The organism is Streptomyces davaonensis JCM 4913, assembly GCF_000349325.1.
Classification (GTDB): domain Bacteria; phylum Actinomycetota; class Actinomycetes; order Streptomycetales; family Streptomycetaceae; genus Streptomyces; species Streptomyces davaonensis.
In genome coordinates this window covers 60,481-75,911 of record NC_020545.1, presented here as the reverse complement: position 1 = coordinate 75,911, position 15,431 = coordinate 60,481, and the positions used below count along the sequence as shown (strand labels likewise).

General features: G+C 68.8%; 12 protein-coding genes. 4 read left to right on the top strand and 8 right to left on the bottom strand.

Features of this window, described 5'->3' with window-relative positions:
- Window positions 1-247 precede the first annotated feature (247 nt).
- Window positions 248-985, bottom strand: coding sequence for a hypothetical protein (locus tag BN159_RS42490; RefSeq protein WP_041822810.1), 738 nt, complete (start codon window positions 983-985; stop codon window positions 248-250).
- Between the two features lie 305 nt (window positions 986-1,290).
- On the opposite strand from BN159_RS42490, the gene BN159_RS42485 reads away from it, so the two are divergent.
- Window positions 1,291-1,512 (top strand): hypothetical protein, encoded by a 222-nt coding sequence (locus BN159_RS42485; protein WP_015449512.1) that lies wholly within the window; start codon window positions 1,291-1,293, stop codon window positions 1,510-1,512.
- 101 nt (window positions 1,513-1,613) lie between these two features.
- Here BN159_RS42485 and tpg read toward each other — a convergent pair whose 3' ends face one another.
- A complete protein-coding gene (tpg, locus tag BN159_RS42480) occupies window positions 1,614-2,171 on the bottom strand; it encodes a telomere-protecting terminal protein Tpg (RefSeq protein WP_015449511.1) in 558 nt (185 codons plus the stop codon).
- Window positions 2,172-2,180: 9 nt separating this feature from the next.
- Window positions 2,181-4,373, bottom strand: a complete 2,193-nt coding sequence (tap, locus tag BN159_RS42475) for a telomere-associated protein Tap (protein ID WP_015449510.1) — start codon at window positions 4,371-4,373, stop codon at window positions 2,181-2,183.
- Window positions 4,374-4,551: 178 nt separating this feature from the next.
- Here tap and BN159_RS42470 point away from each other — a divergent pair, with 178 nt between their 5' ends.
- Window positions 4,552-6,324: a zeta toxin family protein gene (locus BN159_RS42470; RefSeq protein WP_231905815.1), complete on the top strand. Its 1,773-nt coding sequence runs from the start codon at window positions 4,552-4,554 to the stop codon at window positions 6,322-6,324.
- On the opposite strand, the gene BN159_RS42465 is transcribed toward BN159_RS42470, so the two are convergent.
- Window positions 6,288-6,563: a hypothetical protein gene (locus tag BN159_RS42465; protein ID WP_162146295.1), complete on the bottom strand. Its 276-nt coding sequence runs from the start codon at window positions 6,561-6,563 to the stop codon at window positions 6,288-6,290. The genes BN159_RS42470 and BN159_RS42465 overlap by 37 nt on opposite strands.
- 204 nt (window positions 6,564-6,767) lie before the next feature.
- Here BN159_RS42465 and BN159_RS42460 point away from each other — a divergent pair, with 204 nt between their 5' ends.
- Window positions 6,768-9,437 (top strand): ATP/GTP-binding protein, encoded by a 2,670-nt coding sequence (locus tag BN159_RS42460; protein WP_015449507.1) that lies wholly within the window; start codon window positions 6,768-6,770, stop codon window positions 9,435-9,437.
- A gap of 1,061 nt (window positions 9,438-10,498) precedes the next feature.
- Here BN159_RS42460 and BN159_RS45980 read toward each other — a convergent pair.
- The 3 genes from BN159_RS45980 to BN159_RS43150 form a co-directional block, all read right to left on the bottom strand.
- The gene (locus BN159_RS45980) at window positions 10,499-10,669 is read right to left on the bottom strand and encodes a hypothetical protein (protein WP_015449505.1); all 171 of its coding nucleotides are present in this window, start codon (window positions 10,667-10,669) and stop codon (window positions 10,499-10,501) included.
- Between the two features lie 229 nt (window positions 10,670-10,898).
- On the bottom strand, window positions 10,899-11,819 hold the full coding sequence (locus tag BN159_RS42455) for a nucleotidyl transferase AbiEii/AbiGii toxin family protein (protein ID WP_015449503.1): 921 nt from the start codon (window positions 11,817-11,819) through the stop codon (window positions 10,899-10,901).
- A 38-nt stretch (window positions 11,820-11,857) separates the two neighbouring features.
- The gene (locus tag BN159_RS43150) at window positions 11,858-13,081 is read right to left on the bottom strand and encodes a type IV toxin-antitoxin system AbiEi family antitoxin domain-containing protein (protein WP_157901172.1); all 1,224 of its coding nucleotides are present in this window, start codon (window positions 13,079-13,081) and stop codon (window positions 11,858-11,860) included.
- A gap of 336 nt (window positions 13,082-13,417) precedes the next feature.
- Between BN159_RS43150 and BN159_RS42445 the strand changes: the two genes are divergently transcribed.
- Window positions 13,418-14,086 carry an HNH endonuclease family protein gene (locus BN159_RS42445; RefSeq protein WP_015449500.1) on the top strand — a complete coding sequence of 223 codons (669 nt, stop codon included), beginning with the start codon at window positions 13,418-13,420 and terminating at the stop codon, window positions 14,084-14,086.
- 279 nt (window positions 14,087-14,365) lie between these two features.
- Here BN159_RS42445 and BN159_RS42440 read toward each other — a convergent pair whose 3' ends face one another.
- A complete protein-coding gene (locus tag BN159_RS42440) occupies window positions 14,366-15,430 on the bottom strand; it encodes a hypothetical protein (RefSeq protein WP_015449499.1) in 1,065 nt (354 codons plus the stop codon).
- Window position 15,431: the final 1 nt, after the last annotated feature.

The window sequence follows — 15,431 nt, the reverse complement described above, 5'->3', positions numbered from 1 at the left end:
GGTGTCTCCGCCTTGCGTAGATGTTCGTCATGCTCGCGTACCCAGCGAACTTGGCGCACCCATCGACACCGGCGGCGACCTCGCGCCCAACTGCGCACCCCAACTACAACACCAGCCCCGCCATAAGTGACCGGACAAGGTGTGGCGCTATTTCCACTCGCTGGTGGAGGCGACCGCCGAGGTCACCAGCCCAGCTCCCGGCGGCAGCAAACACTGACCCCCCATTGCCGTGCCGGACGGTCTCGGGTCAACGGCGCTCGGCGTCCAACTCGTCCATCAGGTCGGAGACACCACGCATCTCGACATATTCCTTGGACGGCTCCGGAAGTGGATCACCGCCGCGGAAGGCTTCGATCGATTCCATGGCGTACCTGGCGGCGATGAGGCGGGTTTTCCTTTCCGGCCAACGAAGCACTCTGAAGGTCTCCGTGTGCCATTCCATGAACTCGCGCGCATCTTTGATCCGTTCCCTCAGCGCGGTGTCGTCGATGTCCAAGGTCTGGACTTCAAGCTGCTGGATCAAACGTTCCCATTCGTCCTGCCAGATCTTGCTTCCTTCCTCGTCGCGGGGGCCCAGTTCCGCTTCCACCGCAGCAAGCCGTTCTTCGCCAGCGGTTCGCAGGTACAGGTCCCATTCGTGGTTGGGGTCCGGGCGTAGGCGCTTCAACTCCACCAGGGTCTGGTACACATGTGCCGTCGCGGCGCGCATCTGGATTTCGCCTTCGCTCTCGCGTTTCGTGCTGCGGGCGGCGCCGAGATCGCCCATGGGACCTTCAGCCCGGTCACTCGCGTGGTCGGGTGCGGCTTCCGGCGCATCGCCGTGGGCGGCATGCCACAGTGCCGCGAACCGATTGACCTCGGCCTCGATGTCGTCGATCGGGGGACGGGCCATCTTCGCGAGCTCTCTCACGACCAGTTCGACCACTCCCCGGGTGGGCAGGAGCGCCTTGGTGAGAGCGTCATGGATCTTGGTGTGGCTGAACACCTCCTTCCCGATCCTTGCCTGAAGCCTGCGAGCCGGAGGGTACCCAGCCCGTTTGTGCAGAGCGTGCAGCGCGTCGTTGAGGTCCTTCAAGGGCCCTTCAAGGAGATCGGGCTTCTTCCATGCCGGCATCCCGCCCCCTGCGCTGTCAGAAATCGTCAGGTTCTGTCAGAACAGCATGGCAGCAAGAGGACTCACCCCGTCCAGAAACGTAAAACCTCGTGGTTGATCGTCAGGGGGCGTTCCGGTCCCTGAAACAGCATTAATCGTGGTCAGCGGCACTTTTCCCACACAGAGGACATCACTCCATGAGCAGCACACCGGTGAACGACGACGGCCAGCTCCCTCAGCGGTGGGCGATCATCCTTACCGCAGCGCTGGGTGCCGGGGCCTGCGCCGGGGCGATCAGCGCCGCTGGGGCCTGGGCGTACTTCCATGACCCGCTCGTCGCTCTGCCCACTGGCGCTCTCGGCGGCTTCAGCGCCTTCTGGAAGGTGATGAAGACGATGCACTCTGTCGTGTGTCGCTAACCCCCCGGCCTGGGGGCGCCGCCGCGCGTCAGAACGGCGCGTCACCCGCCATCTGATGCGCTCAGTCACGGGATCGCGTGCTGGGAGTTCGTTATGGATCTCTACAGCTCGAACTCGAGGTGCTCGATGTCCGTGAACCGGACCTCCTCCAGGGAGCCGGCGCGGCGGCCGCCGTCCTGGAAGTACACCTCCTTGAGCGCTTCGGCGGCGATCTCCTGGAGGCGGGCGTCGCTGGCGCCCTGCTCCTGGGCGTCGAAGAGGCGGGCGGCGTATACGGGCGGCAGGGCGACGGTCAGGTGCCGGATGCGGTCCTGGTCCGTCGACCCGATCGGCGCGGTGTAGCCCATGCGGGCGCGGGCGTCGATGACGATGCCGCCCGTGCTCGCCGCCTTCGCCCTGGCCTTGGCCCTGATCTGGGGCTGCCAGCGCTTCTTCACCTCGCGCTCCAGGCGCGCGGCGAGGTCCGGGCGGGGCTTCTTGATCTGGTCCTTCACGTACCGCTCGACGGTGCGCTGGGAGACCCGCAGCATCTGGGCGACCGCCTTGGTGCCGCCCAACTGCTTGACCAGGTACCGCATCTGCGGGCCCGCGTTCTTGGGCGCCGGGCGCGTAAACGCCTTCTGCACGGCGGCGTCCAGGCCGTCCCCGAACAGGCTCATCGCCTACTCCTACTCTCCGTTGTCGACGTCGGTGACGGTGCCGTCCTTGATGTACCGGGCGAGGTTGAGCTCCGGGGCGGTGAAGCGCTCCCGGACTTCCTCGCCCCACAGGACGTCCTGGGTGCCCTCCCACTTGACCAGGCCGGGGTTGATGCCGAGCTTGAAGCCGCCGGGCAGCGGCTTGCCCTCCCGGTAGGGCAGGAAGTCCAGCGGCGTGGGCCCGCCTGCCGCGTAGACGACGCAGTCCGAGAGGATCGCGATGGGGTACTGCCCGGTGAACGCCGCGTGCTTGACGATCTTGCGGTGCAGGTTGATCCGGGTGCGGGAGATGACCGCCGCGCGGATGTCCGGCCGCCAGGTGGGGCGGGACAGGGCGCGCCACGGCTCGCCGGGCCTCCAGCCCTCGCCGCGGGGCCGCTCGCGGAGCTTGCCCAGGCCGCCCTTCACCGTCGCCTTGACCGCCGAGACGACGATCGCCAGCTCCGGGTCGCGGGCCTTGTAGCCGTCCATCGCCGCGAGGAAGTCGGCCGGGGCGAGGTCGGCGTCGACGCCGAGGTCGGCCATCGTGGCGAGGTAGGCGTCCCGCAGCCGGTTGTACCAGCCGTCCAGGTAGCGGCCGTTCTCGTAGCGCACCCACGCCTCGGTCGGGCGCACCTCGTAGCCCAGCTCCACCGCGTACGCCACGGTCGGCGTCGCGTACCAGGCCGGGCCCTCGGGGCGCTCGCCCTTCGGGGTGAACGGGGAGGGCAGCAGGCTCGCGTCCAGCTCCACCCACTTGTCCTTGCCGACCTTCACCTTCGACAGGTCGACGTGGCTGAGGTCGACCAGCCAGGAGCCGGGCAGCTTCGGGTCGAACACCGGAGACTTCACATGCGTTGCCTCACCGAGGCCGACGTTCAGGCCGTTGGCGCCAGCCGCGAAGGCCATGTTGACGTCGATGCCGACCAGGTGGCGCAGGGTGCACTCCGCGTCGGTCATCGGCCGCGCCCAGTCGTACGCTTCCTCGAACAGCTTCTCCGCCGGTCCGCGCACGTGGAAGCGCGGCATGTCCTTGAGGACGGGGTGGCCGTCGGGGACCTCGCACGGCGGCCAGTTCATCGGGTCGATGGCGTCCTTGCCCAGCGAGCCGGGGTTGTGCTCGGAGTGCCGCTTACCCGTCGCGTCCGGCTCGGAAGCGCGGGTCGCCGGGTGCAGCGCGGTCATCAGCTCCAGGCCGGTGACGGCGGTGGAGCCACGCGGCGTCATCACGCGGGAGGCGTACACGCCCAGGACCCGGGCGAGTTCAGCCGGCGGGAGCTGCCCCGCCTCGCCCCAGTGCCGGGTGTCCAGCGCGTTCCACGACGGGATGCACAGCTGCACGCAGGCCCGCTCCGACCCAGTCGCGGGCCGGTAGATCCTCGCCCACGGGCCGAAGCCGCGCTTGGTCAGCTTCCACTCCGCGCGGACCAGCTGCTTGATGACCTTGTGGCCCTCGGGCAGGCGCCCGGCGAGGCGCTCCTCCTCCGTGAGCGTGACGGGCAGGCCGTAGCGCTCCAGCGCGGACGGAGTGAGGACGATCAGCGGGTCGGCGTCCTTGCCCGGCCCGGACAGCTTCGGCGCTCCAAGCTTTGCCTCGCGCAGCGTCCAGTCCACCAGGGCCGGGATGGACTTGGCGGGCACGTCCAGGACCAGGCCGCCGACGCAGTACGCCGATACCTGCTCGTCCTCGCAGTCGACGACGGCGAGGGGGCCGTTCTCGAAGCGCGCGTCCGTGACCGCAGCCGTAGACTGCGCGGTCTTCGTCACCGGCTTCTTCGCGGCCGGCCGACGCGACGTCGACGTCGGCCTGGTGCTCGTCGACGGGTGGGCGGGCGGCTTCGCGGCGGCCGGTACGGACGGAGCCGCGGGCGGCGCCGGGGCGGTGAACGTCTCCGGCACGGCGGGCTCGGAGTCCGTGGTGGGCTCGGGAGCGGGGAAGCGTGCGGCGAGGCCGTCGAGCAGCCGGGCGTAGGCGGCACGCTGTGGCGGCCGCGGCTCGGTCTTGCCCGACTCCCAGTTCCCGACCGCTTCCCGGCGGGTGGCCGTGACCTTCGCAACTTGGGCCTGGCTCAGCCCGGCGGCTTCGCGCAGTCGTTTGCGCTCGGCGGGCGGTGGCAGATCGTCTTGGGCGACCTGCTCCAGAAGCGCATCGACCGCGTTGAACAGCTCGTTCTCAGTGGGCACAGAGCTCACCTCCGATACCCACCCTACATCAATCACTCATTAGATCGCTCACTTATTCGCTCATCGATCGCTCAAGATGTTAGGTTGATCGCGCTGAGCCGAGAGGCGTGGGACAGGAGGCGTGGTGGCAGGAGGAGACCGAGGTTCGGTCGGGCTCTCTGAGCAGGAGAGCTTTGACGTGCTGCACCGCGTGATCCTGCCGTCTGCGACCAAGCGAGCAGTCGCACAGTCCCGGCCGGTCGTGGTCGTCGTCGCCGGGCAGCCCGGCGCCGGGAAGACGCAGATCGCCGATCTCCTCCAGGCAGTCCTGGACCGTCGTGGCGGCTCCGTGCGGGTCTGCCGGGATTTGTACAAGCCGCATCACCCCCACTACGCGGACGCCCTGGACGCTGATGCCCGTACGGCCGGAACCCTGGTCCGCCCCGACACCATCCGCTGGCAGGCAGCCGTCGAAGCCCACGTCCGCGAGATGGGCTTCGACGCCGTGGTGGAGTCCGCGCTCGCCGACGCAGATGACTTCCGCGCCTCGTCTGCCGCCTACCGGAGCACCGGACACCGGATCGAGGTAGTGGCACTGGCCACCGCAGAGGCCCTGAGCCAGCTCGGGATCACGGACCGCTTCCTCACCGGCGGTCACTACGCATCCTGGGAGAACCACGACGGCTGCGCGAGAAACATGCTGTCCACGCTGGCCGCCATCGAGACGGAGCAACTCGCCGACCGCATCACCGTCATACGGCGAGACCGCACCGCTCTCTACGCCAACGAGCTCACCGCCGAGGACGGTCGGCGACGCCGGCCCGCCGCGGAGCGGGCGGTGCGGCTGGAGCGGTTACGACCGTGGAGTGCGCCCGAGACCGCGGTCTTCCGCAGCAAGTTGGCCCGCGCTGACCAGCGTGTGCACTGCGAACTCGCCGGCGAGGACCGGCGCCTGGCCGTGCAGCGGGACACCGAGCGCGCGGCCGCCTGGTCCGAGCCGGTCCGCCGCATCGCCCAGCCCTCCAGGCGCGCGCCCGGCGTCGACTACCACCGGCTCTCGCCCGGCGAACACCGCTGGATCTTCGACGAACTGATCGCTCCCTCATACCTGAACGGCATTGTGTCCCGCGACGATCCACGCGCTGTGTATGTCCTAGGTCAGCCCGGGGCAGGCAAACTCCTGGCCGCCAGGATGGTCCGTCGCGCCATGCGGCCCGGCACGACCCGGCTGGTCGGCGACGACTTCAAGGCCTCGCACCCCGACTACTACCAACTGCTGCGGGAGGATCCCCGCGGTGCGGGGGCAGCGATCCGCGCCGACTACAAGGCGTGGTTCGCCCGGGCCGAGCAGTACGTACGCGACCGGCGCGGCGACGTCCTGATCGAGGCTGCCCCCGGCAGCGCCGAAGAGTTCTTCGACAGCGCACTGCCGTTCGTGACCAGCGGCTATCCGGTCGAACTCGTGGTCCTGGCCGTGCGTGAAGCTGACAGCCGGCTCGCCACCGCGCTGCGCTACGCCCGGGCCTTGCAGCGCGGCGGCACCGGCCGGTTCACCACACGCGCGGGCCACGGCATCTGCTTCGGCGCGCTCGCCGACGTCGTCGACGTCGCCGAACGGCACCCGCAGATCGCGGCCGTGACTGTGATCCGCCGGGACGGCCACGCTCTGGTCCGTCACGAGGCCGGTGGCTTTGGGCGGGCGTCGTGGGCGCTGACGGCGGAACGGCTGCGCCCGTACACCGAGCAGGAGGCCGCCGTGTTCCTCCGCCTCCACCAGGCGCTGCGCCGGGCGCTCCCCCAGCACCGCGCCGAGCTGGACGAGATCGCCGCACTTGCCCGGCCCCTGATGCCGCCTCGGGTGCAGCCGGCCCGCATCGACCGGCCACACCCGTCCGCCTGGCCCCTGCCCATTCCCCGGCAAGCCCGTGCATGGGGCTACGACTCCTTGAGGTCCCTCAGCCGCGCCGCATAAACGACGGCGATCCGCTCAGCCTCCTGCGGGTCGGCGGTCACCAGCTGCGCCTGGTCGGCGAGCGCGGCCTGACGGCCGGCCTTCAGCTCCTCGAGCCGCTCCTCATCGGGCACGGGTGCGCGGCGCTCCGCAATGATCTGGGTGTTGTACCAGTTCACCACCTCCTGGACGGCGTCCTCAGCCGCTTGCTCCTCGCCGCCCTCCAGGCCGGAGAAGTCGGGCTCATCTGTGCCGGACACGGCAACCCCCTCGCTCTTGATCATGAATGGGAATCGCCATTGTCCTCCCGGCCCCCTGCCAGTCCGGTGCCGTCACAGCCCTGAAGGCGTACAGGCAGGCCTGAAACCGCCGCCCAGCCTGGCCACGGCGGCAGGTCAGACTCCCCAAATCCCGCAGCGCGGGCATAGGTTGACCATGCCGGTGGTCATTTTTCGGGGGTGGACGTGGCAGGCGGCCGGGATCTCAGGGCCCTGTTCAGTACGAACGACCGCAGCGTGCAGGCCGACCAGGCGTTCACGAACCGCTCCTCACAGTGGGAAACCGCCGCGGCCGCGCTCACCCAGCACCTCCACCACGTCGGTGCCCCCAGCTTCGATGCGGAGGACCTCGAGGCACCCCGCAACCACGTGCTCGTCTTCCACGGGGTGGGCGGCATCGGCAAGACGACCCTGTCCCGCATGCTGGAGGCAGCACTCGCCGACGCTGGACGGCGGCCTTCCCAGTGGGGCGAGCCCGGATGGCCGGCCGACCGGATCCTGCCCGTACGCATCGACCTCGCCCGCTCCGCCGGCACCGACTTCGAGCAGATCGTCCTGACGATCCGGGCCGCCCTCACCCGGATCGGGCGCCCCCTGCCCGCCTTCGACCTGGCCCTGCGCCGCTACTGGGAGGCCAACCACCCCGGCGAACCGCTGGAGGAGTACCTGCGCCGCGGCGGTCTCGGCTCCCGGTTCGGCCAGACGCTGCCACAGCAGATGCAGTCCGCACTCGCCGACGTCGCCCAGGCGCTCATGCTGCCCGGCACCATCGGCTCAGCCGTCGGCCAAGTCACCGGCGCCCTCATCGGCGCGCTGCGCGAACGCCGCCAGACCGTACGGGCCCTGGCGGGCTGTACTCGGCTGGCCGACCTACTGGAAGCCGAACCCGACCTGGACGCCCTGTCCTTCTACCCCCACCTGCTGGCCTGGGAGCTCGGCCGCCTCCCCGAAGGCAAAAAGGTTGTACCGGTCATCCTGCTCGACACGTTCGAGGACATCGGCGACCGCACCCGACGCGACCTCGAGCGCCTCATCCAGCGAACCGTGTGGCTGATGCCGAACGCCTTCTGGGTGATCACCGGCCGCTCCCGCCTGCAATGGGCCGACCACGCCCTGCAAGGCCAGCTCGACTACACCGGCCTCGCCGCCTGGCCCGGCCTTGGTCACACGGCCAGGCCCGCCGCCCGCACTCTCGCCCCATCCAACGCCGAACGGCAGGTTCTGATCGGCGACTTCTCCCCCGAGGACTGCGACGACTACCTCGCCCGACGCCTCACCCGCGACGGCCAGCCCCTCATCAGCGAGCCCGTCCGGCAGGTCATCACCGCCCGCTCGCACGGCCTGCCCCTGCACCTCGACCTGTCCGTCGCCCGGTTCCTCGAGCTGAGCCGCAGCGGCCGCACCCCGCAGCCCGGCGACTTCGACCACGACTTCCCCGCCCTGGTCGCCCGCACCCTGACCGACCTCACCCCCGACGAACGCCACGTCCTGCGCTCAGTCAGCCTGCTGGACGCCTTCGACGTCCCCCTCGCCGCGCGCGCCGCCGGCCTCGCCCACGAGGGCCCCGCCCAGCGGCTGACCGAGAGGCCCTTCGTCCGCGAAGACCCGTTCGGCCTGTGGCCCTTCCACCTGCACGGCCTGATCCGCTCCGCCGTACGCAACGCCGACGACACCACCGACGACCGCTGGAGCGAGAACGACTGGCAGCAGGCCGCCCACCGCGCCTTCACCACCCTGGGCGAACAGCACCAGAACGCCACCGGCCCCGACCGGCTACTGCTGATCGCCTGCCTGCGCCAAGGCCTGCGCCTGGCCCGAGACCACCGCCTGGACCTCGGCTGGCTCACCCCGGCAGCCTGGACCTACGTCAGCGACTCCGTGTGGGAACCCCTCGCCCCGCCCGACACCGACACCGCACCGGGCCTGATCACGGCCGCCGATGCCCTGGTCGAACTCCTCAGCGCGCTCGCCCGCCGCCAGCATGAGCACCGTGCCCACACCGTCACCCGGCTCACCACCGTCATCGACTCCGGCCTGCTCCCCGCCGAGCTGCACGGGATGGCCCTGTACTACCGGGCCAAGGCGTACCGCGACATCGGACGCGGCCAGGAGTCGCGCTGCGGCTACCAGCAGGTCGCCGACAGCGGCAGCCGCCTCGCCCCCGCAGCCCGCCGCGGCCTCGCCCAGGCCGCCCGCCTCGCCGGTGACTTCCCCACCGCCCTCGCTGCCGCCCAAACTCTGGGCTGGGAAGGCCGCCACCAGCGGGTGCTGGGCGACCTGTACTGGGTACAAGGGCAGCCGGACCTCGCGGCCGCCGCCTACCTCGAGGGCCGCCTCGAAGCCGAACAGCACGCCAAGTCGGGCGAAGCCGCGCACAATCAGGCCCTGCGCGCCCTCGCCGTCGCCTTCCTCGACCCCGGCCAGGCCGACGACGAACTCGAGCTCGCCCACCAGCTGCTTGCCGGTCTCGATCTGCGGGCCACCACCATCAACACCGCCATCGCCGCCCTGATCCGCGACGCCGGCACCTCCACCGTCGACGACCGCGCCCGCGCCCTGCGCACCGAGCTCGAGGTCGCGGGCCTCACCTCCATGACGCCCACCCTCGAACTCGCCTGCTCCTTCCACCAGGCCGTCCTCGCCGACCAGGACGCGCTCGCGGCCACCATCGCCCGGCTGCGCGCGCAGACCGGAGACGGCGCGTACGCCTACTACACCGACATCGCCCACTTCATGGCCGGCCTCCCCCTTCCCGCCGGCCGCACTCCGCCGCAGTGGCTGGACGGCGAAGACAACACCCGCGCCCGGTGGCGCACCCTCGTCACCGCCCGCCAAGACGTCATCCATAACCAGTAGGGCCAGGAAGCCGTCCGCACCCAACCGCCTGACCGGCGCCCACAAGGTTGCGGCGTGGCTGTTCTGGCAGGCCCGCGATAAGCACAAGGAGAGCCGACTTTACGATGAGTGGGACGACAGCTGGAAGCGCAGCAGACAAGCCGGTACGGATCCAGTGACGCCACCACGGCAAAGACCCTGCTGAGATTCCCCGGCCCTCCAATCAGCACTGATGAATCGCGATGATGAGCTGTGACTACTTGCGGAGCTGTTCGACGAATAGACGCGCATATCGACCCCAGTCGATTCGAGCTGTCTCGATTCTTTCCGTGGCTCGCCCTGAAGGCATTTCGTCTTCCATGCGGGCCCAGGAGATAAGGAGGAGAGCGAGTGTTGTTGCCGCTTGCGAGTCTTCCCCGTCCATAACCTCCCAGATTTCCTTACCCATGGGATGTCGGAGATTCAACTCAATCTGACATATCCCGGGAAGGGGGGAGATGTTGAACATCTCTGGACCATTCCAGCCCGCCGCGACTATGCGAGTACGAAGTGAATTCTTCTCACTCGTTGGTGCATCCAGCAGCACCTGCCACTTTCCCTGCCCCGCATGGGAGGTCGGTGGACCTTCCTGCTCGGACTCAGGTTCCACCGGCCTGCGGGCCTCAGCTTTCTGGATCGGCTCTGTTGGGGAGAGTGGAGGAGGCTCAGGGATCTCCCCCTGGCGGTCCCCCGAGGGAGAGTGGATTGACTCCCACAGTGATCGGAAGCGATCGAGCTCGGACAGTGCAGTCTCGCGTCTTGCGAGGGTGAGCAACGCGTCTACCAATGCTTCTACTTTGAGCCAGCGCGGCACGCGGCGACCCGCCAAAATATTGGCGACGGTCTGGTGGGACATAGAGTCCCTGGCGAATTCCGATCGGGTGATCACCCTACTGATCACCCGAGTGCTTGGAAATCCGGCTAGTCGATACAGATCATGCAGAGCTTTCAGTAGATTGCGGTGAGGCCCCGGCGGGACCTCCGATTCACATGGCAGTGCAATCAGGCTCAGCCTCACTCCGATCACCTCCCCCTGGCCGCATTCACTGATCGTTTTTAAGGAAGTGCTCGACGACTGCCTTGGCCGCGCTCCCGACAGCAGCCGATATCAATGCCAGGCCGACTCGGAATCCACTTCGCTGCATTTCTTCGCTTTGCGCATTCATAACGGCTGCTGGCTCTTGCTCCGGGTTCCTCTTCTGAGGGGTGCTCATGAACTAATGCTGAGATCACCGTGGCATCCGTCAGACACTCGTGAGCGCTAGTTGACAGAACTTTACAGAGCTGACCAGGACGGGACATGGCGGTCACCGCTTAGTTTGACGCCCTCGCGGAGTTCACCGTCCGTATTGAAGCCCTGCGCCACGATCAGCGCCGCCGCCAGCAGCAACTGGATCAGCCTGCCGGGCAGGCACCTCCCTGTCTGCTGCTCTGCGTGGCGGTTTACGCCCAGGTGGCGCTGTCCGGAGTCCAGCTGCCGACGGCTGTCGAGTTGAGCATGGGGTCGATGAACACGGCAGCGGTTTGTGCTGCCTCGGCGTAGGTGCCGCAGCCCTTCAGCCCCAGGACCAGCGCGGCCTGCTGGGGGTAGCCGTCTGGCCAGTCGGGCCCCGGTGCTTCGAAGGCGGCGGGCAGGGCGATGTGGATGCCGTTCTGCCGACGGCGGTCCGCTTCCCGGTGTAGCGCCTGGCTCGCGGCCTCCCCCAGGACGGTTTCCTGCTGGCTGATCAGGAGGAGGTCGGCCAGGTCACGGTAGCGGCTGGAGCCGAACTGGCCGTTATCGCCGTGCCGCTCGTACATGGCGCAGATCTTGTCGGCTATGTGATCGATGACGGGGTAGAGCTGAACATCGGGCCAGTCCACGGGCCATTCGATGTCGACGGCGGATTTCAGGGTGCGGGTCTCGGGGCTGCCGGACAGGGTGCGGCCGACCACGAGGTCAACCTTGATGGTGGCGACCAGCTGGGTGCCGAGGTGGACATGGAAGTACTGTGCGCCGCCGCGCCCTTCGTCGCTGTGTCCCTCGAACTTGCCGGGGGCGTAGCGCAGGAAGTCGCCCAGATCGAGGGCGGCCGCCTCGATCACCCGCTGCCTGGCCTCGTCCGCGCCCAGGTCGGGGGAGGTGCTCTGCAGGTCGATGTCCTGGCTGAGGCGAGCGGCGCCGCGGTAGCGGACCAGCAGGGCCTGCCCGCCCTTGATGAGCCAGCCGCCGGGATCCTTCGTGAAGACACGGGCGGAGAGGCGGTTGAAGTAGAAGATCTTCATGAGGTCGGGGACACTCATGCCCGTCTTCTTGGACATGTTCCTGGCGGCCTGCGTCAGCGCGGCCCGGAACGCCGCTGGACTGGCATAGGTTCTGGCCACGTGCAGATCGCTCCCCACCTGTAGTGGAGGCGCCGACTCTACTCCGGGCCAGGCACGTCGTTCAGCCCCTTTTGTGTTTCCTCACCGGGCAACAGGGCTTCGTCGGGGGCGGATTCCTCCGCACGGGGAGTGGGTGCCGGCGACAGCTGCTTCAGGGCTTGGGCGGCCTGGGCTACAGCGCTGTTGGGTGGGATTGCCTGCTGCATCGCGCGCCGGACGCTGGGAGACAGGTCGATGGCCCGCTGCGCTGCCTGCACCGCCGTCAGGACGTCGTCGCCGAATCTCGCTTGCTGAAGCGTCTTCAGGGCAGCGGTACGCGCGTTGGCATCTCTGAGGAGTTTGACCATGGCAGGCGAATGCCGGAGCTGACGCAGGGTCTCTTGGAGAGTCTCGAACGCAGGGGATCGGTACAGAGTCTTCGCGGCCAGATCCTGGAGGGCAGGCTGGTGGGCCGCAAGACTGCGGATGTAGGGATCAAGCGCTTGGTCGGCCGCAGCATCCGAGTGGAGGTAGGACACGAGGGCGTTCGCCGCGAGGTCTTGGGTGCTCAGCAGTTGGGCGGCTGCGGCGAAGCCTTCCAGGCTGGCGGCGTCCAGTTCCTGGGAGTGCAGCTGCCTGCCTGCCTGCTCCACCATGTGCTCGATGAGCTCGTGCCCCGTGGCGGCACTAGGGAGTCCGTAGTTGCGGGTGAACCGCTGGACCCGGGCGGCCAGAGCCTCGATGTCCACCAGGTCGCGCCGCTCGGCGTCCGCGATCACCCCGCCGATGTGGCCTCCGTCGGCCTTGGTCTGGAGAAGGTCGACGATGGTGCGCTCCGCGGCGGTCACTGGCAGGCCGTCGATGACGGTGATGTCCGCGGGCTTCAGCTGTGCGGTTCGCAGCCGGACGAACGGCTCGGTGGTCGTGCGCCGGCGGGGAACGCTGATCTCCACGCTTGGGGCGGGGATGTCTCCAAGGCCGTGCAGCTGGCAGGCGGAGGCATGGGAGATGACGCCGGAGTCCCGGTCGCCGACGGGGCGCTCCCAGGCGAATGCCTCCGGCTGGAGACGCAGCCAGGCCACCTTGGCCTCAAGATGCTCAGGCAGCCCGGCGGCCGCAAGGGCGTACACGCCGCGCCCGACGCTCTCCAGCAAGCCAGCCTCGGTCAGCCGCTTGAGCTGGACAGCGTTGAGACCGAGCTTCTTGGCCTGCGCAGCCGTCACGAGACCCCACTGGTCCGCGGCCGGACCAGAGAGAATCATCACCTGCTCAGTACGGTCCACACAGACATAGTTACACGCCTTGGCAGAGATAGTTACACCTCTGATGTAACAAACTCTGCAATCATATAGAGGCGGGATGTAACTTTCTCTGCCGATTGGAACACTCTAGTGTCCAACGCCCATTTCGAGGCCTCCCGCGGCGAGCCTCTGATATACCCCCTGCGAGTTCCTGGAGCCTGCCGCACTACTGGGGGAAGCGGTGATCCACCCGCATCGCGCGATGGGGCAGTGTGACTTACCGCCCGGACAGGTGAGCCACGCCCCGAAGACCCGGCAGCCCGCACACCGCCCCGCTATGAAGATCACGACCTGTCGATGATCTTCGAGGGGATCCTCGTGCGTTCCACCCTTGTACGGATCGCAGCCGCCGTGCTGGCCACGCTCGCCATCCCGTTCATCCCCACCACCGCCCACGCTGCGGGCCCCGGCGACACCGTCGTCCTGCCCGTGCGCGACGCTCTCGCCGCGCTCCCCGTCGCCACTGAGGACCGCACCGGATACAGCCGAGACAAGTTCCGGCACTGGACCGACGCCGACCGCGACGGCTGCTCGACCCGCGCCGAGGTCCTCCTGGAGGAGGCCGTCACCGCCCCCGAGCAGGGCGCCGGCTGCCTGCTGACTGGCGGCACCTGGTACTCACCCTATGACGACCGGTACGTCGAGGGCCCGCGCGGACTCGACATCGACCACATGGTCCCGCTCGCCGAGGCCTGGGACTCCGGCGCCTCCGCCTGGACAGCGAAGGAGCGCGAGGCGTACGCCAACGACCTCGGTGACGGGCGCGCCCTGATCGCGGTGACCGCCGCATCCAACCGGTCCAAGGCTGACCAGGACCCCGCCACCTGGCAGCCCCCGGCCGACGGCTATCGCTGTACCTACGCCATCACCTGGGTGGCCGTCAAAACCCGCTGGCAGCACACCATCGACCCTGCCGAACAGGCTGCACTCGCCGAGATCCTCAGCGCGTGCCCGAACAGCCCCATCGAGGTCGTCCTCGCTCGCTGAGCAAGGATCTGGCCCGCCGCTACGGGGGAGAACGGCGGGCCAGGAACACCTCCAAGGTGCCACAGCAACACCCGCTTTGCCTGCCATGCCGACAAAGTCCTGAGTGTCCGGCGGGCCCGGAGGAACGCACATGGCCCGTCCGCGGTGTGCGGACGGGCTCTTGATCGAGCGCCGGGCAGGCCTTGCACCTGCATTTCCCCGCGGGAAGCGGGGCGTCTTTCCTTGGACCACCAACGCAGCACCAGACGCGCCGAGTTGCGGCGACCAGCTCATGATCCACTACAGCCGGTGGAAGGCCGCGGGGGCGGCACCGGATGGCGATGCAGCCCGGATCTGCCCGAAGCCGGAAGGAGCGGGGGCGAACGCGTAGGCGGCTCGAGTGCGGAAGCGGCTGAGGTGGTAGGCCATGCGGTTGCCGTGTCCGTCCGTGGTGTCGGCGGCTGTGGCGGCTTTCCAGCACACGGCAGCCGCACCCTTGAAGAACACGTGCGCGGATGCGGGTTCGTGGTCGGCGGCCGTGACCTCCACCAGCAGATGTGCTGGTCCTTGCGCCGTTGCCGGGACCCGGGTCCGCTCGCCGGGGCCGATCGGAGCGGGCCGGTTGGGCAGTTCCTCGGCGGGCGTTGTGGTGGTGCGGGTGTGGTCGCGCATGCTGGACGCGGCCGCGATGATGACCTCGAGTTGCTCGGCGAAGTGGGTTCCGGGCACGGGGATTTCGAGGTCGGGGTGGCGGTCGTAGCCGATGGCGACGGCGGCGGCCACGAATTCGATGACGGCCTGGGCGGTCGGGGTGTGCCTGCGCTGTGTGGCGCGGGTGAGGCGGCTGAGGATCCGCAGGACGGTGGCGAGGCTGGTGTCGGCGGTCATCATGCGGTTAGCCGGGGCGTCTTCACCGGGATCGGGGTCGTGGTCCTGCGGTGCGTGGGCGTCGGCCTGGGCTTGCCAGAGGGTGGCGGCGTGGGTATCGCCCTGGGCGAGGTGGTGCAGGTAGAGGCAGTAGGAGGCGGGGGCGTCGTCGGCGCCGGCCGCGTACTGCCACCAGAAGCGGGCGCCGTTGTCGGCGCCGGCGAGATGCAGGACGCAGCCGAGGATCCAGGCGGCCCGCGGCTGAGGGATCTGGTCGGTGAGGAAGTCGGCGAACTGATCCGGGGTGCAGTGGGTGACGACCGCCTCGCACAGGGCGGTAAGGCTCTGTGCGGCGCGGTCGTCGGCCACCTGCGGCCGGTAGCCGTCCCACAGCAGGATGTCGTCCTCGGCCAGGTCGTTGTAGGGGACGACATCGGAGGGGACGTGCGGCTGGTGCAGCAGCAGCGACTGGGCGAGGAGGTCGTCGATGGTGCTCATG